Raw genomic sequence first — 19,983 nt, 5'->3', positions numbered from 1 at the left:
GTGGCCCCTTCGGCTCGGGAGTGGTCAGGAGGTCGGGTCCGAAGGGCCGGACGGCCCCGCGAGCCAGGCCCGGATCTCGTCGCCGTGCTCGTCGAGCCCGGGCGGCGGCAGGTCGTAGCGGGCCGGGCTGGCGCTCATCCGGATCGGGTTGCGCACGGTCGGCACGTCGCCGGCCAGCACCACCGGCTCCAGGCCCAGCCGCTCGCCCAGCTCGACGCCGCCCTGCACGTCGTTGATCGGGCCGCACGGCACGCCGGCCTCGGTCAGCACGTCGAACCACTCCTGCGCCGACCGGCTCGACAGCGCCTCGAGCAGCAGGGGCCGCAGCTCCTCGCGGTGGTCGTTGCGCCGCCCCACGCTGGAGAAGCGCTCGTCCTCGACGAGCTCCGCGACCCCGAGGGCGCCCGCCAGTCGCGCGAACTGCCCGTCGTTGCCGGCCACCACGATCAGGTCGCCGTCGCCGGTGGCCAGCGGCTCGTAGGGGAACAGGCTGAGGTGCGAGTTGCCCATCCGGTGCGGCACGACGCCGCCGGCGACGTACGCCGAGGTCTGGTTGACCAGCGAGGAGAGGGCCGTGGACAGCAGGTTGGTCTCGACGTGCTGACCCTCGCCGGTGGCGTCGCGGTGCCGCAGCGCCGCGAGGATGCCGATCACGGAGTTGAGGCCGGTCATCACGTCGAACACCGAGATCCCCGCGCGGTACGGCGGTCCGTCGGGGCTGCCGGTCAGGCTCATCAGCCCCGACATGCCCTGCACGAGCAGGTCGTAGCCCGGGAGGGAGGCGCCCTCGGCCGACCCGAAGCCGCTGATCGAGCAGTAGACGCTCGCCGGGTTGCGGGCCGCGACGTCGTCGTAGCCGAGCCCGAAGCGGTCGAGGCCGCCGGGCTTGAAGTTGTGGATGAAGACGTCGGCGCGCTCGGAGAGGGCGTGGGCGACGGCCACGTCGTCGTCGTCCTTGAGGTCGAGCACGATCGAGCGCTTGTTGCGGTTGATCGCGAGGTAGTAGGTCCCGACCTCGTCGCGGGTGGGCGGCACCCAGTGGCGGGTGTCGTCGCCGGCCGGGCTCTCGACCTTCACGACCTCCGCACCCAGGTCGGCCAGCAGCATGGTGGCGTAGGGGCCCGCAAGGACCCGGGAGAAGTCGGCGACGAGCACCCCGTCGAGGGGTCCTCGGGCGGTGTCACTCATGGAGCTCCTCGTTTGCGGACGACTGTCCGTCCACTCTCACCCGACTCGCAGAACGTGTCAAGCGCGCGGACTGACCCTTGACAGGTGACGGGGGTTACAGAAAAGTGAGCGATCGCGGACACCTGTCCGCAGATTCGATCACGGAGGTCCCGACATGGCCCACAGCACCGACACGCGCGCCGTCGCCGACGCCCCCGCGGTGGTCTTCCGCGGTGGGACGGTCCTGACGATGGACGAGGGACGCACCGTGCTGGAGGGCGCCGACGTCCTGGTCGTCGGCGAGCAGATCGCCGCGGTCGGGCCGCAGCTCGACGTGCCGGAGGGCACGGCCGAGATCGACGCCACCGGCGGCATCGTCATGCCCGGCATGGTCGACACCCACCGCCACATGTGGCAGACCGCGCTGCGCGGCTACGGCGCCGACTGGACGCTCACCCAGTACTTCGTGTGGAACTACCTCGAGCATGGCTTGCACTTCCGCCCGCAGGACATCTACGCCGGCAACCTGCTCAGCGGCCTCGAGGCCCTGGAGGCCGGCGTCACCACCAGCGTCGACTGGTCGCACAACCTGCAGACCGTCGACCACGCGGAGGCGGCCGTCGACGCCCTGGAGGAGGTGCCCGGCCGCTTCGTGCTCGCCTACGGCAACATCCAGGCCGGGCCGTGGGAGTGGGCGACCTCGCCCGACTTCCGCTCGTTCGTGGAGCGCCGCATGAAGCGCACCGACATGCTCGGCTTCCAGATGGCCTTCGACGTCACCGGCGACCCGGCGTTCCCCGAGAAGGCCGCCTTCGAGGTGGCCCGCGACCTCGGCGCCCCCGTGACGACCCACGCCGGCGTCTGGGGCGCGACCAACGACGACGGCATCCGGCTGATGCACGACCACGGGTTCATGACCCCGGAGACCGTCTACGTGCACGCCGCCACCCTCGGCGAGGACTCCTACCAGCGGATCGCCGCGACCGGCGGGCACGCCTCGGTCTCGGCCGAGAGCGAGGCCAGCTGCGGCCAGGGCTACCCGTCGAGCTGGGCGCTGCGCAAGTACGGCGTCCCGATCTCGCTCTCGGTCGACACCAGCGTGTGGTGGAGCGGCGACGCCTTCTCGGCGATGCGCTCCACGCTGTCCTCCGACCGCACCCGCGAGCACCACGAGGCCCACGCCCGGGACGAGACCGTCACCCACATCGGCCTGCGTGCGGCTGACGTCGTCGGCTGGGCCACCCGCGGAGGCGCGGAGGCGCTCGGCCTGGGCGACGTCGTCGGCAGCCTCGAGGTCGGCAAGAAGGCCGACGTCGTGCTGGTCAAGAACGACGCGTCGCCGGTGATGTTCCCGGTGCTCAACCCCTACGGCCACGTGGTCTTCCAGGCCCAGCGCGGCGACGTGCACACGGTGCTGGTCAACGGACGCGTCGTGAAGCACGAGCACCGCCTGGTCGACGCCGACCTCGCCAAGGCGCGGGCCGCGGTCGACGACACCATCCAGCACCTGCGCAGCACCCTCGGCGAGGAGGAGTGGCTGGCCGGCATGAGCCCGGACATCCCGGAGTCCAAGGTGCTGGACAACCCCTACACCTACACCGACTACGCCGACTCCTCGACGCACCACCACCGCTGAGCCGGGGCGGTCATGGGGTCAGGAGTGGGGGCGCTGCGTGGGCTCGGTCATGGGCCGCGACAGCCACAGCGCCCAGTCGGCGGAGATCTCGCCCGCGGCCTGGAGCAGGAGCGGCAGGTAGGTGCCCGTGAGCGTCTCGACGCTGGTCTCGGCGGCGTGCACCGTGACGTTCATGGCCGCGCGGACGGCGCCCTCGCCGTCGCGCACGGGGACGGCGATCGAGCGGACGCCGCGCGCCAGCTCCTCGTCGGCGAGCGCCCAGCCGCGCGCCCGCACGGCGCGCAGCTCGGTCTCGAGCGCGTGGCGGTCGACCTGCGGCTGCACGAGGCCCGAGCGCGTGGGGAGCGCGAGGACGCGCTCGCGCTCCTCGGCGGACAGCGCGGCCAGCAGCACCTTGCCCTGCGAGGTCAGCACGGCGGGGAAGAGCGTGCCGATGTCGACGCGCAGCGCGATGATCTTCGGCACGGCGGCCCGGGCGACGTAGACGATGTCGGGTCCGTCGAGCTGCGACATCGACGACGACTCGCCCGTGCGCACGACCAGGTCCTCGAGGTGCGGTCGCGCCATCTCCCACAGGCCGAGCGAGCTCGCGTAGGCCGAGCCCAGCCGGAGCACCTGCGGGGTCAGCGCGAAGCTGCCCGCGCCGGAGCGCACGTAGCCGAGCTCCTCGAGGGTGAGCAGCAGGCGCCGGGCGGTCGGACGGGCCAGGCCGGTCGCGGTCGCGATCTCGCTCAGGCTCATCTCGCGCCGGGTCGCGTCGAAGCACGTGAGCACGTCGAGCCCGCGCGCCAGCGCCTCCACGAAGTCGGCCCCTTGTCCGCGTCCTGCCATGGCAGCATGTTCGCACAGCGGACGCTCGTGGCGCGACCTTCAGGCGTGTCGATCCGCACAGCGGACGTCTGTACGCCGAGTGCGCCCCCGAGCCGCACCCGCCCCACCGAGAGGAACCGCTGACGATGGCGAAGCTGGTCGCGATCCTGGCCACGACCCACCACCCGTTCTACTACCGGACCAGCCGGCTGGCGCCCGAGGAGGCGCCGCCGTTCGCGGCCGAGTGGGTGAGCAAGGTGGCGTCCTACCGCGAGACGCTCACGCGGATGCGCCCCGACGTGCTGGTGATGGTCGGCTCCGACCACTTCCACCAGCTGTGGCTGGACAACATGCCGCAGTTCCTCGTGGGCAAGGCGCCGTTCTACGACGGCAACTGGGAGAACGAGATGCGGGAGTTCGGCCTCCCCAAGCTGCTGTTCAAGGGCCACGAGGGCCTCTCGGAGTACATGCTCCGCGAGGGCATCGACAAGGGCTTCGACCTGGCGTTCTCCAACGAGCTGCGCGTCGACCACTCGATCACCTGCCCGATCTTCACCGTGCGGCCCGAGAACGACCTGCCGATCGTGCCGATCTACACCAACATCTTCGCCCCGCCGCTGCCGCGGCCCGAGCGCTTCGTGAAGTTCGGCCAGACCATCCGCGAGCTCATCGACGCCTGGCCCAGCCACCTGCGCGTGGCCGTCATCGGAACCGGTCACCTCTCCCTCGAGCTCGGCGGGCCGCGCCAGTTCGGGCCGCACGGCCCGGACCCGGAGTTCGACGCCAAGGCAGTCGAGTGGATCAGGAACGGCGACATCGACGGCTGCCTGGCCAACGTCACCCTCGACAGCCTGCACGCACCGGGCAACGCCACCCACGGCTTCATGGACTTCATGCTGATGATGGGGATCGCCGGCTACGCCAAGGCCGACTACGCCGACCAGCTCGACCTCTTCCACACCATGGAGGCCTACTTCACCTGGTACCCGAACGGAGTCGACGCGTGAGCAAGTACCTCGTCAACAAGTTCCTGTTCACCATCGACCGCGACCGCGAGCTCACCGAGCGCTACCGCGAGGACCCGGCCGGCACCGTCGCCTGGTGGGAGGCCGACGAGGCCAACCGCCTGCTGAACGCCATCGAGGCGGAGCGGACCACGTGGCTCTCGTTCACCGACGAGGAGCGTCAGGCCCTGGCCACGCACGACAACGTCGCGCTGTTCGAGCTCGGGGCGCACCCGTTCCTGACGCTGACGCTGTGGATCGCGATGTTCGAGCGCGACTTCGACGAGCCGCTCGGCATGCAGCTCGACTACGCCGCCAAGCTGGCCCACTTCGAGCTGCCGTACCCCGACATCGCGACCTGAGCGCCGGTGGCCGTCCACCACCGTCCGTGCGAGAATCAGAACCTGTTCTAGTTTCGTTCACGTTCGGAGGACGCATGACGGCGCCTGCCATCGAGGGCTGGTTCACGACGGGGGCCGACCCGGCGCTCCTCGGCACCCGGTGCACGACCTGCACGACGGTGTTCTTCCCGAAGGCCGACGGCTTCTGCCGGAACCCGGCGTGCGCGGGGGAGACCTTCGAGGAGGTCGCGCTGTCGCGTCGTGGGGTCGTGTGGTCCTACACCGACGCGCAGTACCAGCCGCCGCCGCCGTACATCCCGGCGAGCGACCCCTACGAGCCGTTCGCGCTGGCCGCCGTCGAGCTGCCCGAGGGGCTGGTCGTGCTGGGCCAGGTCGCCCGGGGCTACGGCGTCGCCGACCTCCGCGTCGGCCAGGAGGCCGAGCTCGTGGTCGAGACGCTCTACACCGACGAGTCCGGTGACCGGACCATCTGGCGCTGGCTCCCCCTGACGTCGGGGCACCTGACCGAGCTCGGCGAGGAGGCCGACCAGTGACCGGGTCGAGCAACGACGTCGCCGTCGCCGGCGTGGGCATGCATCCCTGGGGCAAGTGGGGCAGGAGCTTCGTGACGTACGGCGTGCACGCGGCGCGGGCCGCGCTCGCCGACGCCGACATCCCGTGGAGCGACGTCGACCTCGTGGTCGGCGGCGAGACCGTGCGCAACGGCTACGGCGGCTACGTCGCGGGCGCGACGTTCGCCCAGGCGCTGGGCTGGAACGGCGCCCGCGTCGCCACGTCGTACGCCGCCTGCGCGACGGGCGCCCAGGCGCTCGACACCGCGCGGGCCCGGATCCTCGCCGGCATGTGCGAGGTGGCGCTGGTCGTCGGCGCCGACACCACGCCCAAGGGCTTCCTCGCGCCCAACGCGGGGGAGCGTTGGGACGACCCCGACTGGCTGCGGTTCCGGCTGCTCGGCATGACCAACCCGGCGTACTTCGCGCTCTACGCGCGTCGCCGCATGGACCTCTTCGGCGCCACGCAGGCCGACTTCGCGCAGGTGAAGGTCAAGAACGCCCGGCACGGGCTGCACAACCCCTACGCGCGCTATCGCAAGGAGGTCTCGGTCGAGGACGTCCTGGCCTCCGCGGTGGTCTCGGACCCGCTGCACCTGCTCGACATCTGCGCGACGTCCGACGGGGCGGCCGCCGTCGTGCTCACCAGCGTCGACTACGCCCGGCGACACGGGCTCGACTCGCCGGTGCGGGTGAAGGCGGTCTCGACCGTGACGCCGACGTTCCCCCACACGGTCCTGGACATGCCGAACCTCTCGACCGACTCCAGCGCCGTGACCGGCGTGCCCGAGCGGACCTTCAAGGAGTCGATCGGCCGGGCGGCCTACGAGGAGGCCGGGATCGGCCCCGAGGACGTCGACGTGGCCGAGGTCTACGACCTGTCCACCGCGCTGGAGCTCGACTGGATCGAGGACCTCGCGCTCTGCGGGCGAGGCGAGGCCGAGGTCCTGCTGCGCGCCGGCGACACCACCCTCGGCGGCCGGATCCCGGTCAACCCGTCCGGAGGGCTCGCCTGCTTCGGCGAGGCCGTGCCGGCCCAGGCGCTCGCGCAGGTCTGCGAGCTGACCTGGCAGCTGCGCGGCCGGGCCGAGGGCCGCCAGGTCGAGGGCGCCCGCGTCGGCATCACCGCCAACCAGGGGCTCTTCGGCCACGGGTCCTCGGTGCTGCTCGCCGTGTGACGCCACCTCGGTGGTCGAGCAGCGAGCGCCAGCGAGCGGATGTCGAGACCCCCGCACCGGTGTCGTCGCTGGTGCTCCTCACTGCTCGAGCACCGGGTGGGCCGACTAGCGTGGTGCGGGTGCCCGACCTGCCCTCCGCCGACGTGCTGGACCTGTTCGCCGTGCCGGCGGACCTCTCGCGGCTGCCGGGAGAGCGTCACGAGCGGGTGCGTGCCGGTGACCTGCTGCTGACCGCCGGTCGCGACGCCGAGGTCCAGGCCTGGCTGAGCCCGCTGCTCGCCCGGCTGGCGGTGCGGCTCGACGAGCGTCCCGGCCGGGGACCGCGCGACCTGCGGGTCGCGATGCCGGTGCCCGCGCGTGACGGGTCCTGGGTGGTCGACGGGTGGGGGGCCAGCCGCTACGAGCCGGGCACCGTGGTGTGCGAGGACCTCGACGTCACGCTGGCGGCGGGACGACTGCTGCACGCCGAGCTGGACTCGCTGGTCCGGGAGCGCCCTCCAGGGATCGACGCCGGGGACGACGCCGGGGACGACGACGGGACCGGCCCGGCCCAGCTGGTGCACGCCGAGCTCGCCGGCAACGTCCTGCTGGACGCGCGCGGCGCCCCGGTGGTGATCGACGTGACGCCGGCCTGGCGTCCGGTCGGGTGGGCCGAGGAGCGGCTGCGTCAGGCCTCGCCGACGTAGACCCAGTCGCCGCGCCGCAGCTCGAAGACGCTGCGCTCGCGTCGCTCGCCGGCCTCACCGCCGCGCGTGTACGCCGCCACGAACTCCACCCAGTCCTCGCCTGAGCCGACGATCGTGAGACCGGTCCAGGTGAGGGAGGGGTCCGGCTCGAGCGTGTCCGGGCGGGTCCGCGGGTGCCACGTGCGGAAGACGAAGTCGAGGTCGTCCACGGCGTAGGCCGAGTAGCGGGCGCGCATCAGCTCCAGCGCGCTCACTGCGCGGGCCGAGCCCCGGTGCAGCCGGCCGCAGCAGGCGTCGTACGTCGCGCCGCTCCCGCAGGGGCAGGTCCGCTGGAGGCTCATGGACCGCACACTAGGGCAGCCCCGGACGCCCTTGGACCGCGCTCCAGGATTGCGCGGGTGGCTAGGTTTGAGGGGTGACTTCCTCTACGGCTCCGACCATCTCCACCGTCGGCGAGCTGCGCGCCTCCGGCCATGTCGCCAAGGCCCTGCGCACCGAGATCCGCGACAACCTCCTGGCGGCCCTCGCCGAGGGCCGCGACCCCTGGCCCGGCCTGCACGGCTTCGAGACGACCGTCATCCCGCAGCTCGAGCGCGCCCTCATCGCGGGCCACGACGTGGTCCTGCTCGGTGAGCGCGGCCAGGGCAAGACCCGCATCCTGCGCACGCTGGTCGGCCTGCTCGACGAGTGGACGCCGGTGATCTCCGGCTCCGAGCTCGGCGAGCACCCCTACGAGCCGATCACGGTCGCCTCGCAGCGCGCCGCGGCGACGCACGGCGACGAGCTGCGCGTCTCGTGGCGCCACCGCGACGACCGCTACGCCGAGAAGCTCGCGACGCCGGACACCTCGGTCGCCGACCTCATCGGCGACGTCGACCCGATGAAGGTCGCCGAGGGCCGCTCGCTGGGCGACCTCGAGACCATCCACTTCGGGCTCATCCCGCGCAGCCACCGCGGCATCGTGGCCATCAACGAGCTGCCCGACCTGGCCGAGCGGATCCAGGTCGCGATGCTCAACGTGATGGAGGAGCGCGACATCCAGATCCGCGGCTACGTCCTGCGGCTGCCGCTCGACGTGCTCGTCGTGGCCAGCGCCAACCCCGAGGACTACACCAACCGCGGCCGGATCATCACCCCGCTCAAGGACCGCTTCGGCGCCGAGATCCGCACCCACTACCCGACCGAGCTCGACGCCGAGATCCGCGTCATCCGCCAGGAGGCCGACCTCGTCGCCGAGGTGCCCGACTACCTGGTGGAGATCCTGGCGCGCTTCACCCGCAACCTGCGCGACTCGTCCTCGGTCGACCAGCGCAGCGGCGTCTCGGCCCGCTTCGCCATCGCGGGCGCGGAGACGATCGCGGCCGCCGCCATCCACCGCGCCACGGTGCAGGGCGAGGACGAGGCCGTCGCGCGCGTGGTCGACCTCGAGACCGCCGTCGACGTGCTCGGCGGCAAGATCGAGTTCGAGTCCGGCGAGGAGGGGCGCGAGGGGGAGATCCTCACCCACCTGCTCCGCACGGCCACGGCCGAGACGGTGCGCGCCTACTTCCGCGGCCTCGACTTCGCGCTGCTCGTCGACGCCGTCGAGTCCGGCGCGATGATCACCACCGGCGAGCAGGTCACGGCCCGCGACTTCCTCACCGGCCTCCCGGTGCTGGGCGAGTCCGAGCTCTACGACGACATCTGCGACCGGCTCGACGCCACCAACGACGGCCAGCGCGCGGGCGCCATCGAGCTGGCCCTCGAGGGGCTCTACCTCGCCCGCAAGATCGGCAAGGACTCCGACGGCTCCGAGACCGTCTATGGCTAGGACCCGCGCGTCCCGCTTCCGCCGGTACGCCGGCGGCGACCCGCTCGCGCCGCCGGTCGACATCGCCGAGGCGCTCGACGCCATCGGCCAGGACGTCATGGCCGGCTACAGCCCCGAGCGGGCGATGCGAGAGTTCCTGCGCCGCGGCGGTCAGGACCAGCAGGGCCTCGACGACCTCGCCCGGCGGGTGGCGGAGAAGCGCCGGGACCTGCTGCAGCGCAACAACCTCGACGGCACGCTCCAGGAGGTCAAGGAGCTGCTGGACCACGCCGTGCTGGAGGAGCGCAAGCAGCTCGCCCGCGACGCGATGATGGACGACGCCGAGCGTGCCTTCTCCGAGATGCGCCTGGAGAACCTCCCCGACTCCACGTCGGCCGCCGTGAGCGAGCTGGCCGACTACCAGTGGCAGAGCCGCGAGGCCCGCGAGGACTACGAGCGGATCAAGGACCTCCTCGGGCGCGAGCTGCTCGACCAGCGCTTCGCCGGCATGAAGGACGCGCTGGAGAACGCCACCGACGAGGACCGCGCCGCCGTCAACGAGATGCTGCAGGACCTCAACGGGCTCCTCGCCAAGCACCAGCGCGGCGACGACACCCAGCAGGACTTCGACGACTTCATGGACAAGCACGGGGACTTCTTCCCCGAGCGGCCCCAGGACATCGACGAGCTCCTCGACGCGCTCGCCCAGCGGGCGGCCGCCGCCCAGCGGATGCGCAACTCCATGACCCAGGAGCAGCGCGACGAGCTCGACGCCCTGGCCGCGCAGGCCTTCGGGTCTCCCGAGCTCATGGACTCGCTCTCCCAGCTCGACGCCAACCTCCAGTCGCTGCGTCCCGGCGAGGACTGGGGCGGGTCCGAGCGCTTCGACGGCGAGCAGGGCCTGGGCCTGGGCGACGGCACCGGCGTGCTGCAGGACCTCGCCGACCTGGACGCGCTGTCCGACCAGCTCTCCCAGTCCTACGGCGGCGCGCGCATGGACGACGTCGACCTCGACAAGCTCGCCCGCCAGCTCGGCGACCAGGCCGCGGTCGACGCGCGCACGCTCAAGGAGCTCGAGCAGGCGCTGCGCGACAGCGGCACGCTGCGGCGCGACTCCGGCGGCCAGCTCAAGCTCACCCCGAAGGCCATGCGCCAGCTGGGCAAGGCGCTGCTGAAGGACGTCGCCAACAAGATGTCCGGGCGGCAGGGCCAGCGCGACCTGCGCCAGGCGGGCGCGGCCGGCGACCGGTCCGGTGGCACCCGCGAGTGGGCCTTCGGCGACACCGAGCCCTGGGACGTCACCCGCTCGATCACCAACGCGGTGCAGCGCACGGTCGCCGAGGGCGGCGACCCGCGCGGCGGCGTACGACTGGAGATCGGGGACGTCGAGGTCACCGAGACCGAGGCACGCACGCAGGCCTGCGTCGCGCTGCTGGTCGACACGTCGTTCTCGATGGCGATGGACGGACGCTGGGTGCCGATGAAGCGCACGGCGCTGGCGCTGCACACCCTGATCAAGTCCCGCTTCCGCGGCGACGCGCTGCAGATGATCGCGTTCGGCCGGCACGCCCAGGTGATGGACATCGAGGAGCTCACCGCGCTCGACGCGATGTGGGACAAGGGCACCAACCTGCACCACGCCCTGCTGCTCGCCAACCGCCACTTCCGCAAGCACCCCAACGCCCAGCCGGTGCTGCTGATCGTCACCGACGGCGAGCCGACCTCCCACCTGGAGCCGGACGGAGAGGTCTACTTCTCCTACCCGCCGCACCCGATGACCGTGGCCTACGCCGTTCGCGAGCTCGACAACTCCAGCCGGCTCGGCGCCCAGACGACGTTCTTCCGGCTCGGCGAGGACCCCGGGCTCGCGCGGTTCATCGAGTCGATGGCCAAGCGGGTCGACGGTCGCGTGGTCGCACCCGAGCTGGACGACCTCGGCGCCGCCGTCGTCGGCTCCTACCTCGGCTCGCGCGACGGCAGCAGCCCCATGGGCGACGTCCGCAGCGCCTACGGCGACTGGTTCGGCGGCCGCGGCTTCTGGGTGGGCGACTAGCCCCGCAGGATCCGGCCCCTCAGGATCCGGGCCAGCTCCTCGACGCCGTCGACCAGGCGGGTGCCGGGGCGCGCCCAGGAGGCGTCGGCGTCGACCGCGTGCACCGGCACCCCGGTGGGCAGCACGCCCGCGGCGACCAGGTCGTCGGCCAGCGCCTGGGCGCCGGCGAGGTCGTAGCCGCAGGGGGCCGCGACGACCACGTCGGGCCGCGCCGCGTGCACGTCGTCCCACGTGACGCGCACGGACTTCGCCCCGGCGGTGCCCAGGACGACCTCGCCGCCGGCCGCCTCGATCATCTCGGGGATCCAGTGACCGGGGGCGAACGGCGGGTCGGTCCACTCCAGGAGCACGACGCGCGGTCGCGGCCCGGGCGGCACGCTCGCGCGTACGGCGTCCAGGCGCCGCCGCAGCGACGCCACCAGGGCCGCGGCCCCGTCCTCGTGCCCGGTGGCCCTGCCCAGCACGCCGATCGAGTCGAAGACCTCGTCCAGGGTGTGCGGGTCGACGGTCAGGACCTCCGCGCTGCACCCCAGGTGCGCCAGGGCGTCGTCCACGACCGAGACGTCGACGGCGCAGACCGCGCAGAGGTCCTGGGTGACCACCAGGTCGGCGTCCAGGCCGGCGAGGGCGCCCTCGTCGAGGTGGTAGAGGTCCTCGCCGCGAGCGGCCGCGGCGGAGACGAACGCGTCGATCTCGGACGCGGCCAGTCCCTCCGGCATCGCGGAGGTCGACACCACCGTGCGCGACCTGGCCTCGGCCGGGAAGTCGCACTCGAACGTCACGCCCACCACGTCGTCGCCGGCCCCGATCGCGAACAGGATCTCGGTGGTGGCGGGGAGCAGTGACACGATGCGCACCGGCTCAGCCTAGGCTCGCCCGCGTGAACGAGGCGTTTCGGCAGGGGGTGCGCCTCGGCATCCCCTTCTCCCTCGCCGGCTTCCTGATCTCGTTGTCCTTCGGGGCGCTCGCCGTGCAGTCGGGCTTCACGCCTCTCCAGGCCATCGTGATGTCGGCGGTGGTGCACGCCGGCTCGGCCCAGTTCGCCGGGCTCTCGATCGTGGCCGCCGGCGGCGGGGCGCTGCCGGGCATCCTCGCGGGCGGGCTGATGAACGCGCGCTTCCTCGCGATGGGCATCGCCCTGGCGCCGTCCTTGCCCGCCGGGCCGCTGGTGCGAGGGCTGCAGGGTCAGGCGATCGTCGACCCGTCGTGGGCGCTCGCCAACCGCGGGGACGGCACCTTCGACCGGTGGCAGCTCATGGGCTCGACCGTGCCCCAGTACGTCGGGTGGCTCAGCGGCACGATCGTCGGGGCCCTGGCGGGGGAGGCCCTCGGCGACACCGACCGCTTCGGCCTGGACGCGATCTTCCCGACGTTCTTCCTCGGCCTGCTGATCGCGGAGATGCGCGACCCGCGCTCGCGCCCGGTGGCCGCCGCGGGCGCCGCGATCGCGCTGGCGCTGGTGCCGTTCACGCCGCCGGGGGTCCCGATCCTGGTCGCGGCCGTGGCGGCCCTCGTGGGGCTGCGCCGATGACGATCTGGATCCTCATCGGCGGCATGGCGGTGCTCACGATCGCCATCAAGGCGGCTGGGCCGGTCCTCCTGGGCGGCCGCGAGCTGCCGCCTTGGGCGACCGGCGTGGTGGCGCTGATGCCGCCGGTGCTGCTGGCCGCACTCGTGGTCACCTCGGTGTTCTCGGAGGGCCAGCGGCTGGGAGTCGACGCCAGCGCGGTGGGCGTGGCCGCCGGTGGGCTGCTGCTGTGGCGGGGCCGGCCGCTGGTGCTGGCCGTGGTCGTCGCGGCGGTGGTCACCGCGCTGCTGCGGGCCGTGGCGTGACTACGGTGGCGTGGTGAGCGACCCGTCCCTGACCGTGCTGCTCCTGCTCGGTCTGGCGGCGCTCACGGCCGGCTACGTCGACGCGGTGGTCGGCGGGGGAGGCCTGGTCCAGCTGCCGGCGCTGCTGCTGGGGCTGCCCGACGCGACGCCGGTCCAGATCCTCGCGACGAACAAGCTGGCGTCGTTCTGCGGCACGACCGTGAGCTCGGCGACGTACTACCGCCGGATCAAGCCCGATCCCCGTACCTTCCTGCCGCTGATGCTGCTCGCGTTCCTCGGGTCGGCCGCGGGCGCCGGCATCGCCTTCCTGATCCCGCGCTCGGCGTTCGACCCGATCGTGCTCGTCGTCCTGGTCGCGGTCGGCGCCTACGTGCTGCTCAAGCCCGACATCGGCGGCACGACGGTGCTGCGCTTCGCCGGACGCCGCCACACCGCGGCCGCCATGGCGACGGGCTTCGTGATCGGCTTCTACGACGGCGCGCTCGGCCCGGGCACCGGCAGCTTCTTCGTGTTCACCCTGGTCGGCCTGCTGGGCTACTCGTTCCTCCAGGGCTCGGCCAAGGCCCGCCTCGCCAACTGGGCCACCAACCTCGGCGCCCTCGTGATCTTCGTGCCACAGGGCGTGGTGCTGTGGAAGGTCGGCCTCGTCCTCGGCGTCGCCAACCTCGTCGGCGGCTACCTCGGCGCCCGTACGGCGGTCGCGCGCGGGGCGGGCTTCGTGCGCGTGTTCTTCATCGTGGTCGTCACCGGGTTCGTCGTCAGGATCGGCGGCGGGCTCGTCGGCCTGTGGTGACTTGAATACACCCGGACTCCCTGGTGCAATCGCACCGGGCGGACGTCCTCCCACGACCGGACAAGGAGCGACCTGTGTCTTCGTGCTGCTCGGGTGACGCCCGCGACCGCGCCCCCTCGACGGCCGCCGCCCAGCTGCCCGACGTGATGTGGGAGCCAGGCGCCCCTCCGGCGGCCGCCCCGCGGCCCCGCACCTCGGCGGCGCAGCCGACCACCAAGGGGCAGGTGGTGGTGCCGGCCGGGGAGTTCTGGATGGGCGACACCCACGACGAGGCCTACGACGGCGACGGCGAGGGCCCGGCCCGGCTGGTCGGCCTCGACGCCTTCCGCATCGACGTCACCGCGGTCACCAACCAGGCGTTCGCGGCGTTCGTGAAGGCCACCGGCCACGTCACCACCGCCGAGCGCGAGGGCTTCTCCGCGGTCTTCCACTCCGCCTACGTCGGCGACGGCTCCGACGTCGTCGGCCAGCCCGAGGCGACCCCGTGGTGGCTCGCGGTGTCGGGGGCGTCCTGGCGCCACCCCGACGGGGGCGCCTCCGACGTCGCCAAGCGGCAGAACCACCCCGTCGTCCACGTGTCCCACGACGACGCGCTGGCCTACTGCGACTGGGCCGGCAAGCGGCTGCCCACCGAGGCGGAGTGGGAGAAGGCCGCGCGTGGCGGCCTGGACCGGGCGCGCTTCGTCTGGGGCGACGAGCTGCTCCCGCGCGGCCGCTGGCAGGTCAACATCTTCACCGGCACCTTCCCGGTCGACAACACCGCCGAGAACGGCTACCTCACCACGGCGCCGGTCAAGACCTTCGCGCCCAACGGCTACGGCCTCTTCCAGATGAGCGGCAACACGTGGGAGTGGTGCGCCGACTGGTACGCCGCCGACGCCTACACCGCGTTCGGCCCGTCCAACCCGACCGGTCCGGCGTCGGGCGAGACCCGGGTCATGCGCGGCGGGTCGTACCTGTGCCACGACTCCTACTGCAACCGCTACCGGGTCGCGGCGCGGTCGTCCTCGCACCCCGACTCGACCTCGGGCAACCTCGGCTTCCGCTGCGCCAACGACGCCTGAGGCGGGATCGGCCGGTGGCCGCTCAGCCGGCGGGGACGAAGGTGCTCGCCTGCGGACAGGACGTGCCCGCGCAGTCGCGGTAGCCACGGTCCAGCCGGCGCAGCTCCCTCAGGACGGCGGCGTTGCCCTTGCGACGGGCGACGTTGCGCGTCTCGCCGGGGTTGGTCCGGCGGTCGAAGAGGACCTCCTTGCCGCCGGGGAGCCGCACGTAGGTCCAGCGGCCGTAGCGGATGCCGGAGTAGATCCGGTTGCGACCGCCCTTGACCGGGTAGGCCTCGATCGGCACGGGCCGGTCGTAGTCGGTGCCGGAGCGCCAGTAGTCGAGCATGTCGACGCCGTCGACGCGCCGACCCGGCCGGGCCCCGGCGATGCCGGCGATCGTGACGGCGATGTCGGGGTTGGTCGTCGGGGTGGTCACCGTGCGGCCGCGGGGGATGCCCGGGCCGCGCACGACCATCGGGATGCGCAGCGAGCGGTCGAAGGGCACCAGCTTGCCGTCGCGGTTGTGGTGACCGACCAGGAAGCCGTTGTCGGAGGTGAAGATGATGTAGGTGTTCTTCAGCTCGCCGGTGCGCCGCAGCTTGCGGACGGCCGCGCCGACGGCGTCGTCGACGGACTGCAGGGACTCGATGCGCTGCTGGTTGGCCTCGCGGACCGCGCTCCGGAACGCCTTGCTGGACGACTTGGGGGCCCAGGGGCTCCCGCCGCCGACCCACATCTCGGGGTCGTTCGGCAGGCCGAGGTTGCGGAAGGTGTTGCGGTCGCGCTTGGCCGGCATCGTGGTCTTCACCAGGTTGCGCGACGGGTCGTCGGACTCCTGCCGACCGCCGTGGTGGGGGGCGACGAAGTTGGTCCACATGAACCACGGCTTGCGCGACTTCGCGCGGTTGCCGATGACCTGGGTGGTGAAGCCGTTGAGGACGTCGGAGTTGTGCGCCGAGCGCGTGACGACCTTGCCGTTGATGTTGTAGCGGGTGTTGTAGAAGCCGTAGGTGCTCATGTCGACCGAGCCGCGCCAGCCGGTCCAGCCGGGCGGGACGTAGCGGGGGTTGGCCATGCCGTAGCCGTTGAGGTACTTGCCGGAGAAGTACGTCTCGTAGCCGGCCTTGCGCAGCCAGACGGGCAGGGTGTTGGCGTCCTCGAAGGCCTGGAAGCCGCCACCGGCGCCGCTGATCGTCAGCGCCCCGTGGTTGTGGGCGTACTGGCCGGTGAGCAGGCTGGCCCGGGCGGGCACGCAGATCGGCGTGGGCGCCGTGCCCTGCGCGAGCCGGGTGCCCTGCCGCACGACGAGCCGGTTGAGGTTCGGCATGTGGGGCAGGTCGCCCACCGTCATGTCGTCGACGGTGAACATCAGGATGTTGGGCTTGGCCCGCGAGCCCGCCGGCTGGGTCTCGGGGCCTCGCGGTGCCACCGGGGTGCGCACGTCGCCGCGGGCCGAGGAGTCGCGTCCGTCCGCCGTGTCGTCGAGCCCGGCATGGGCGACCCCGGTGATGGCCAGGGCGCCGATGGCGGCCACCGCGATGGCGGGAGCGGCCTTGCGGGCCGGGCGGGAGATCGTCACGCGTGCCTCTTCGTCAGCTGGTCGGTGGAGCGGTGCGGTGCCCGAGATCAGGCAGAGGAGACACGGTAGTCGCCCGACGTGAATTCGGTGCATGGTTCCTCCTATCGAGGTGCCTGGGCCGGCGCGGCCTCGCTAGCATCGGGCGATGCCGTGGCTCACCGCCTTCCTGGACCTGCCCGCCGACGAGCACGCCGAGGCGTCCGCCTTCTGGGCCGCCGTGACCGGCTACGCCGTCTCGCCGGCCCGCGGCGCCTCGGACGAGCTCAGCACGTTGCTGCCGCCCGAGGGGGACCCCTACCTCAAGCTGCAGCGGCTGCGCGAGGGTGGGAGCCGGCTGCACCTCGACGTGACCGTGCCCGACCCCGAGCAGGCCGCCTCGCGGGCCGAGGGGCTCGGCGCCTCCGTGGTGTCGCGCGAGGACGGCTACGTCGTCCTGACGTCGCCGGGAGGGTTCGTCTTCTGCCTCGTGGCCGAGGGTGGCGAGCGCCGGCCGCGGCCCGCCGCCTGGCCCGGCGGCCCGTCCGCGGTCGACCAGGTGTGCCTCGACGTGCCGCCGGCGGCGTACGTGCGGGAGACGGAGTTCTGGACGGCGCTCACGGGCTGGGCGTTCGAGGCCCACGAGGACCCGCAGTTCGACAGCCTGGCGCGGCCGGCGTCCGCACCGCTGCGGATCCTCTTCCAGCGGCTCGAGGACGAGCAGGACCGGGTGGGCGCGCACCTCGACCTCTCGAGCGCGGACCGGGCCGCGGAGACCGCGCGCCACGAGGCGCTCGGCGCGCAGGTGACGTCGGTGCACGAGGAGTGGACCGTGATGCGGCCTCCGGCCGGAATTCCGTACTGCATCACCGACCGCACGCCGTAGGTTCGGGGGCATGGACACCGAGCAGCGCGGCTTCCCGCCGAACAACGCCGACGAGCGGACGACGCTGCTGGCGTTCCTCGACTGGCACCGCAACACGCTGCGGATCAAGACCGCCGGCCTGGACGCCCGGCAGCTCGCGACCCCGCACCCGCCCTCGGACCTCACGCTCGGAGGCATGCTCAAGCACCTGGCCTACGTCGAGAACTGGTGGCTCCGCGCGGTGATGGCCGGTCACGCAGACGAGCCGTGGGCGTCGGTCGACTGGGACGCCGACGAGGACTGGGACTGGCACAGCGCCGCCCGGGACAGCCCGGCGCAGCTGCGCGACCTGTACGACGCCGAGGTCGACAAGGCCGACGCCGTCATCAGGTCCTTCGCGACCCTGGACGCGCCGTCCGCGCGGCCCAGCGGCCGCACGGGGGAGCACTTCAACCTGCGCTGGGTGCTGGTGCACCTGGTCGAGGAGTACGCGCGGCACAATGGCCACGCCGACCTGATCCGCGAGGCGCTCGACGGGTCGGTCGGCTCCTGAGCCGCCGCTACTCCGGCTCGGCGAAGCCCGGCAGGTAGTCGGTCAGGATCTGCCGGAACGGCGCCTCCGCCTCGAGCTGGCTGAGCACGCCGATCCCGCCGATCCAGGTGCGGTGGATGAGCATGTACGACGGCGGCAGGTTGAGCTTGATGGCGACCGTGTACGTGGGCTCGCGGGGGTTGTTGATGCGCGCGAACTGCTCGCGCATCCAGGCCCGGGTGAACTGGAAGCGCTCGACCATCGTCGGCTCGACCAGCGGGGAGAGGTAGTCGACCAGGAGGTCGGGGTCGAGCTTGACCTTGTCCTTGATGAACCCCTCGCGCCGCAGCTCGGCCATCAGCGGCTCCTTGTCCGCGAGCGCGGTCAGGCGGATCAGCCGGCCCATCACCTCCGGGAACTTCCCGCCGGGCAGGCGGGCGACCGCACCGAAGTCGAGCACGCCCAGCTTGCCGGGGGAGCCGTCCCGGGTCGGGATGATCCGGTAGTTGCCCGGGTGCGGGTCGGCGTGGAGCATGCCCGTGCGGGTGGGGCCCTCGAAGAGGAACTTCACCATCAGCTCGCCGTAGTGGTTGCGCTCCTCGACCGTGCCGTCGCGGATGATGCGCGCCAGCGAGGAGTCGGAGTCCAGCCACTCGGTGACCAGCACCGCCGGACCGACGTCGACCACGTCGGGCACCACGATGTCGGGGTCGTCGCGGAAGACCTCGGCGAACGCGCGCTGCGCCTCCGCCTCGAGGCGGTAGTCGAGCTCGTCCTCTGCCCGGGCCTGGACCTCCTCGACGAGCGGCTTGATGTCCATCCCGGGGAAGAGCGGCCCGATCGTGCGCGCGAGCCGCGCGAGCTGCTTGAGGTCCGAGCGCAGCGCCTCACCGGCGCCAGGGTACTGCACCTTGACCGCGACCTCGCGGCCGTCGTGCCAGCGGCCCTTGTGGACCTGTCCGATCGAGGCCGCGGCGGTCGGGGCGCCGTCGAGCCAGACCAGCTTGTCCTTCCAGTCCGCCCCGAGGTCCCGGGCGAGCGTCTCGCGCACGGTCCGCGTGGGCATCGGCGGCGCGGAGTCCTGGAGCCGGGTCAGCTGCTCGCGGTAGGGCCCCGCGAGCTCCTCCGGCAGCGCCGACTCGAAGATCGACAGCGCCTGCCCGAACTTCATCGCCCCGCCCTTGAGCTCACCGAGCGTGCGGAACAGCTGCTCCGCGGTCTTGGCCTGGATGTCGTCGAGCACCTGCTCCGCGGGGGCCCCGCCCAGACGCCTGCCCAAGCCCATCGCGCTGCGACCGGCGTACCCCAGCGGGAGCGCCGCCAGCCGGGCCGTGCGCGCTGCTGCCTTGCGGGGGAGGTCCACCATGTCCCCATTGTTCCAGGGCCACCCCCATCACCCCCTTTTCCGCCGGTGGTCGAGCAGCGACGAGCGCCAGCGAGGAGCGCCCGTCGAGACCCCCGCAGCGAAGGCAGGGCGTTGGGGTGGGGTTGGTTTCGAGACGGTTGCTAGCGCAACCTCCTCAACCAACGAGGCGGCAACCACCCACCGGTGGTCGAGCAGCGACGAGCGCCAGCGAGGAGCGCCCGTCGAGACCCCCGCAGCCAAGGCAGGACGTCCGGGTGCGGGATTTGGTTTCGAGACGGTTGCTAGCTGTGATGTCCAGCCAGGTTGTTCAACCGGGTGATGGGTGTTGCCCGGCCGATTGCTGAGTGGGGCCGGTGGTGGTTGTACTCGTGAATCCATGATGGCAGGGCGGCGAGTCGGGCGGACTCGGAGGAGTAGAACTTCTTGAAGGCCCAGCCCTCGGCCAGGGTGCGGTGGAAGCGTTCGATCTTGCCGTTGGTCTGTGGCCGGTAGGGCCGGGTTCGTTTGTGGGTGATGCCGAGCTCCTCGCAGGCCTCGCGCCAGTAGTGAGAGCGGTAGGCCGAGCCGTTGTCGGACAGGACTCGTTCGATGTTCACGCCGCGTGCGTCGAACCAGGCCACGGCGCGGCGCAGGACCGCGGTGGCGGTCTCTTTCTTCTCGTCGTCATGAGCCTCGACGTAGGCCACTCGGGAGTGGTCGTCGATCACGGTGTGCAGGTAGCAGGTCCCGCGTTTGCCGGTGTTGTTTTTCGTGCGGG

Annotated in this window: 21 protein-coding genes; 14 read left to right on the top strand and 7 right to left on the bottom strand. The window is 72.3% G+C overall.

The genetic code is table 11. The features are described 5' to 3' along the window. Positions 1 to 24: 24 nt before the first annotated feature. Positions 25 to 1,188: a CaiB/BaiF CoA transferase family protein gene (locus tag IRQ30_RS18655; RefSeq protein ID WP_193614459.1), complete on the bottom strand. Its 1,164-nt coding sequence runs from the start codon at positions 1,186 to 1,188 to the stop codon at positions 25 to 27. Positions 1,189 to 1,342: 154 nt separating this feature from the next. Between IRQ30_RS18655 and IRQ30_RS18650 the strand changes: the two genes are divergently transcribed. Then, positions 1,343 to 2,803, top strand: coding sequence for an amidohydrolase family protein (locus IRQ30_RS18650; protein ID WP_193614458.1), 1,461 nt, complete (start codon positions 1,343 to 1,345; stop codon positions 2,801 to 2,803). An 18-nt stretch (positions 2,804 to 2,821) separates the two neighbouring features. Here the strand turns inward: IRQ30_RS18650 and IRQ30_RS18645 are convergent, their stop codons facing one another. Beyond that, a complete protein-coding gene (locus IRQ30_RS18645) occupies positions 2,822 to 3,634 on the bottom strand; it encodes an IclR family transcriptional regulator domain-containing protein (protein WP_193614457.1) in 813 nt (270 codons plus the stop codon). Positions 3,635 to 3,759: 125 nt separating this feature from the next. Here IRQ30_RS18645 and IRQ30_RS18640 point away from each other — a divergent pair, with 125 nt between their 5' ends. From IRQ30_RS18640 to IRQ30_RS18620, 5 genes are all read left to right on the top strand, one after another. After that, positions 3,760 to 4,620: a DODA-type extradiol aromatic ring-opening family dioxygenase gene (locus IRQ30_RS18640; protein WP_193610026.1), complete on the top strand. Its 861-nt coding sequence runs from the start codon at positions 3,760 to 3,762 to the stop codon at positions 4,618 to 4,620. After that, positions 4,617 to 4,979, top strand: a complete 363-nt coding sequence (locus tag IRQ30_RS18635; RefSeq protein WP_193614456.1) for a hypothetical protein — start codon at positions 4,617 to 4,619, stop codon at positions 4,977 to 4,979. The genes IRQ30_RS18640 and IRQ30_RS18635 overlap by 4 nt, the downstream gene beginning before the upstream one ends. Positions 4,980 to 5,053: 74 nt before the next feature. Then, positions 5,054 to 5,512 (top strand): Zn-ribbon domain-containing OB-fold protein, encoded by a 459-nt coding sequence (locus IRQ30_RS18630; protein ID WP_193614455.1) that lies wholly within the window; start codon positions 5,054 to 5,056, stop codon positions 5,510 to 5,512. Next, a complete protein-coding gene (locus IRQ30_RS18625; protein ID WP_193614453.1) occupies positions 5,509 to 6,708 on the top strand; it encodes a lipid-transfer protein in 1,200 nt (399 codons plus the stop codon). The genes IRQ30_RS18630 and IRQ30_RS18625 overlap by 4 nt, the downstream gene beginning before the upstream one ends. Before the next feature lie 119 nt (positions 6,709 to 6,827). Further along, entirely contained in the window at positions 6,828 to 7,394 is a 567-nt protein-coding gene (locus IRQ30_RS18620; protein ID WP_193614452.1) for a hypothetical protein, read from the top strand. Here the strand turns inward: IRQ30_RS18620 and IRQ30_RS18615 are convergent. Then, entirely contained in the window at positions 7,376 to 7,735 is a 360-nt protein-coding gene (locus IRQ30_RS18615; RefSeq protein ID WP_193614451.1) for a YchJ family protein, read from the bottom strand. The two genes, IRQ30_RS18620 and IRQ30_RS18615, sit on opposite strands and share 19 nt — an antisense overlap. A gap of 74 nt (positions 7,736 to 7,809) precedes the next feature. Here IRQ30_RS18615 and IRQ30_RS18610 point away from each other — a divergent pair, with 74 nt between their 5' ends. Beyond that, positions 7,810 to 9,204, top strand: a complete 1,395-nt coding sequence (locus IRQ30_RS18610) for a magnesium chelatase ATPase subunit I (protein ID WP_193614449.1) — start codon at positions 7,810 to 7,812, stop codon at positions 9,202 to 9,204. After that, complete coding sequence (locus IRQ30_RS18605) at positions 9,197 to 11,236, top strand: vWA domain-containing protein (RefSeq protein WP_193614447.1); 2,040 nt, start codon at positions 9,197 to 9,199, stop codon at positions 11,234 to 11,236. Before IRQ30_RS18610 ends, IRQ30_RS18605 begins: the two co-directional genes overlap by 8 nt. Here the strand turns inward: IRQ30_RS18605 and IRQ30_RS18600 are convergent. Continuing rightward, positions 11,233 to 12,093 (bottom strand): ABC transporter substrate-binding protein, encoded by an 861-nt coding sequence (locus IRQ30_RS18600; protein WP_193614446.1) that lies wholly within the window; start codon positions 12,091 to 12,093, stop codon positions 11,233 to 11,235. The two genes, IRQ30_RS18605 and IRQ30_RS18600, sit on opposite strands and share 4 nt — an antisense overlap. Positions 12,094 to 12,116: 23 nt before the next feature. On the opposite strand from IRQ30_RS18600, the gene IRQ30_RS18595 reads away from it, so the two are divergent. The 4 genes from IRQ30_RS18595 to IRQ30_RS18580 all read left to right on the top strand — a co-directional run bounded on the left by IRQ30_RS18595 (position 12,117) and on the right by IRQ30_RS18580 (position 14,926). After that, complete coding sequence (locus IRQ30_RS18595; RefSeq protein WP_193614445.1) at positions 12,117 to 12,767, top strand: AzlC family ABC transporter permease; 651 nt, start codon at positions 12,117 to 12,119, stop codon at positions 12,765 to 12,767. After that, positions 12,764 to 13,069, top strand: a complete 306-nt coding sequence (locus IRQ30_RS18590) for an AzlD domain-containing protein (RefSeq protein ID WP_193614444.1) — start codon at positions 12,764 to 12,766, stop codon at positions 13,067 to 13,069. Before IRQ30_RS18595 ends, IRQ30_RS18590 begins: the two co-directional genes overlap by 4 nt. Before the next feature lie 13 nt (positions 13,070 to 13,082). Then, a complete protein-coding gene (locus tag IRQ30_RS18585; RefSeq protein ID WP_193614443.1) occupies positions 13,083 to 13,862 on the top strand; it encodes a TSUP family transporter in 780 nt (259 codons plus the stop codon). 146 nt (positions 13,863 to 14,008) lie between these two features. Beyond that, positions 14,009 to 14,926: a formylglycine-generating enzyme family protein gene (locus tag IRQ30_RS18580; RefSeq protein WP_193614502.1), complete on the top strand. Its 918-nt coding sequence runs from the start codon at positions 14,009 to 14,011 to the stop codon at positions 14,924 to 14,926. Between the two features lie 22 nt (positions 14,927 to 14,948). Here the strand turns inward: IRQ30_RS18580 and IRQ30_RS18575 are convergent, their stop codons facing one another. Beyond that, the gene (locus IRQ30_RS18575) at positions 14,949 to 16,487 is read right to left on the bottom strand and encodes a sulfatase-like hydrolase/transferase (protein ID WP_193614442.1); all 1,539 of its coding nucleotides are present in this window, start codon (positions 16,485 to 16,487) and stop codon (positions 14,949 to 14,951) included. 145 nt (positions 16,488 to 16,632) lie between these two features. Here IRQ30_RS18575 and IRQ30_RS18570 point away from each other — a divergent pair, with 145 nt between their 5' ends. Together IRQ30_RS18570 and IRQ30_RS18565 are read left to right on the top strand one after the other, a co-directional pair. Continuing rightward, entirely contained in the window at positions 16,633 to 17,349 is a 717-nt protein-coding gene (locus tag IRQ30_RS18570; RefSeq protein ID WP_193614441.1) for a VOC family protein, read from the top strand. Between the two features lie 10 nt (positions 17,350 to 17,359). Then, positions 17,360 to 17,881 (top strand): DinB family protein, encoded by a 522-nt coding sequence (locus IRQ30_RS18565; RefSeq protein WP_193610040.1) that lies wholly within the window; start codon positions 17,360 to 17,362, stop codon positions 17,879 to 17,881. 7 nt (positions 17,882 to 17,888) lie between these two features. On the opposite strand, the gene IRQ30_RS18560 is transcribed toward IRQ30_RS18565, so the two are convergent. Together IRQ30_RS18560 and IRQ30_RS18555 are read right to left on the bottom strand one after the other, a co-directional pair. Next, positions 17,889 to 19,226, bottom strand: coding sequence for an ABC1 kinase family protein (locus IRQ30_RS18560; protein ID WP_193610041.1), 1,338 nt, complete (start codon positions 19,224 to 19,226; stop codon positions 17,889 to 17,891). 281 nt (positions 19,227 to 19,507) lie between these two features. After that, a partial coding sequence (locus IRQ30_RS18555; RefSeq protein ID WP_193614440.1) for an integrase core domain-containing protein occupies positions 19,508 to 19,983 on the bottom strand: 476 nt, incomplete at its 5' end.

Origin of the sequence: Nocardioides lijunqiniae, assembly GCF_015024225.1 — a bacterium.
GTDB lineage: Bacteria > Actinomycetota > Actinomycetes > Propionibacteriales > Nocardioidaceae > Nocardioides > Nocardioides lijunqiniae.
Note: the sequence above shows the minus strand (reverse complement) of the source record. Positions and strands in the feature narration are given on the sequence as shown.

Bases quoted from the DNA above. Each gene is read 5' to 3' on its own strand.
- IRQ30_RS18655 (WP_193614459.1), bottom strand. From the start codon at position 1,188: ATGAGTGACACCGCCCGAGGACCCCTCGACGGGGTGCTCGTCGCCGAC.
- IRQ30_RS18650 (WP_193614458.1), top strand. From the start codon at position 1,343: ATGGCCCACAGCACCGACACGCGCGCCGTCGCCGACGCCCCCGCGGTG.
- IRQ30_RS18645 (WP_193614457.1), bottom strand. From the start codon at position 3,634: ATGGCAGGACGCGGACAAGGGGCCGACTTCGTGGAGGCGCTGGCGCGC.
- IRQ30_RS18640 (WP_193610026.1), top strand. From the start codon at position 3,760: ATGGCGAAGCTGGTCGCGATCCTGGCCACGACCCACCACCCGTTCTAC.
- IRQ30_RS18630 (WP_193614455.1), top strand. From the start codon at position 5,054: ATGACGGCGCCTGCCATCGAGGGCTGGTTCACGACGGGGGCCGACCCG.
- IRQ30_RS18615 (WP_193614451.1), bottom strand. From the start codon at position 7,735: ATGAGCCTCCAGCGGACCTGCCCCTGCGGGAGCGGCGCGACGTACGAC.
- IRQ30_RS18605 (WP_193614447.1), top strand. From the start codon at position 9,197: ATGGCTAGGACCCGCGCGTCCCGCTTCCGCCGGTACGCCGGCGGCGAC.
- IRQ30_RS18590 (WP_193614444.1), top strand. From the start codon at position 12,764: ATGACGATCTGGATCCTCATCGGCGGCATGGCGGTGCTCACGATCGCC.
- IRQ30_RS18580 (WP_193614502.1), top strand. From the start codon at position 14,009: ATGTGGGAGCCAGGCGCCCCTCCGGCGGCCGCCCCGCGGCCCCGCACC.
- IRQ30_RS18570 (WP_193614441.1), top strand. From the start codon at position 16,633: ATGCCGTGGCTCACCGCCTTCCTGGACCTGCCCGCCGACGAGCACGCC.
- IRQ30_RS18565 (WP_193610040.1), top strand. From the start codon at position 17,360: ATGGACACCGAGCAGCGCGGCTTCCCGCCGAACAACGCCGACGAGCGG.
- IRQ30_RS18560 (WP_193610041.1), bottom strand. From the start codon at position 19,226: ATGGTGGACCTCCCCCGCAAGGCAGCAGCGCGCACGGCCCGGCTGGCG.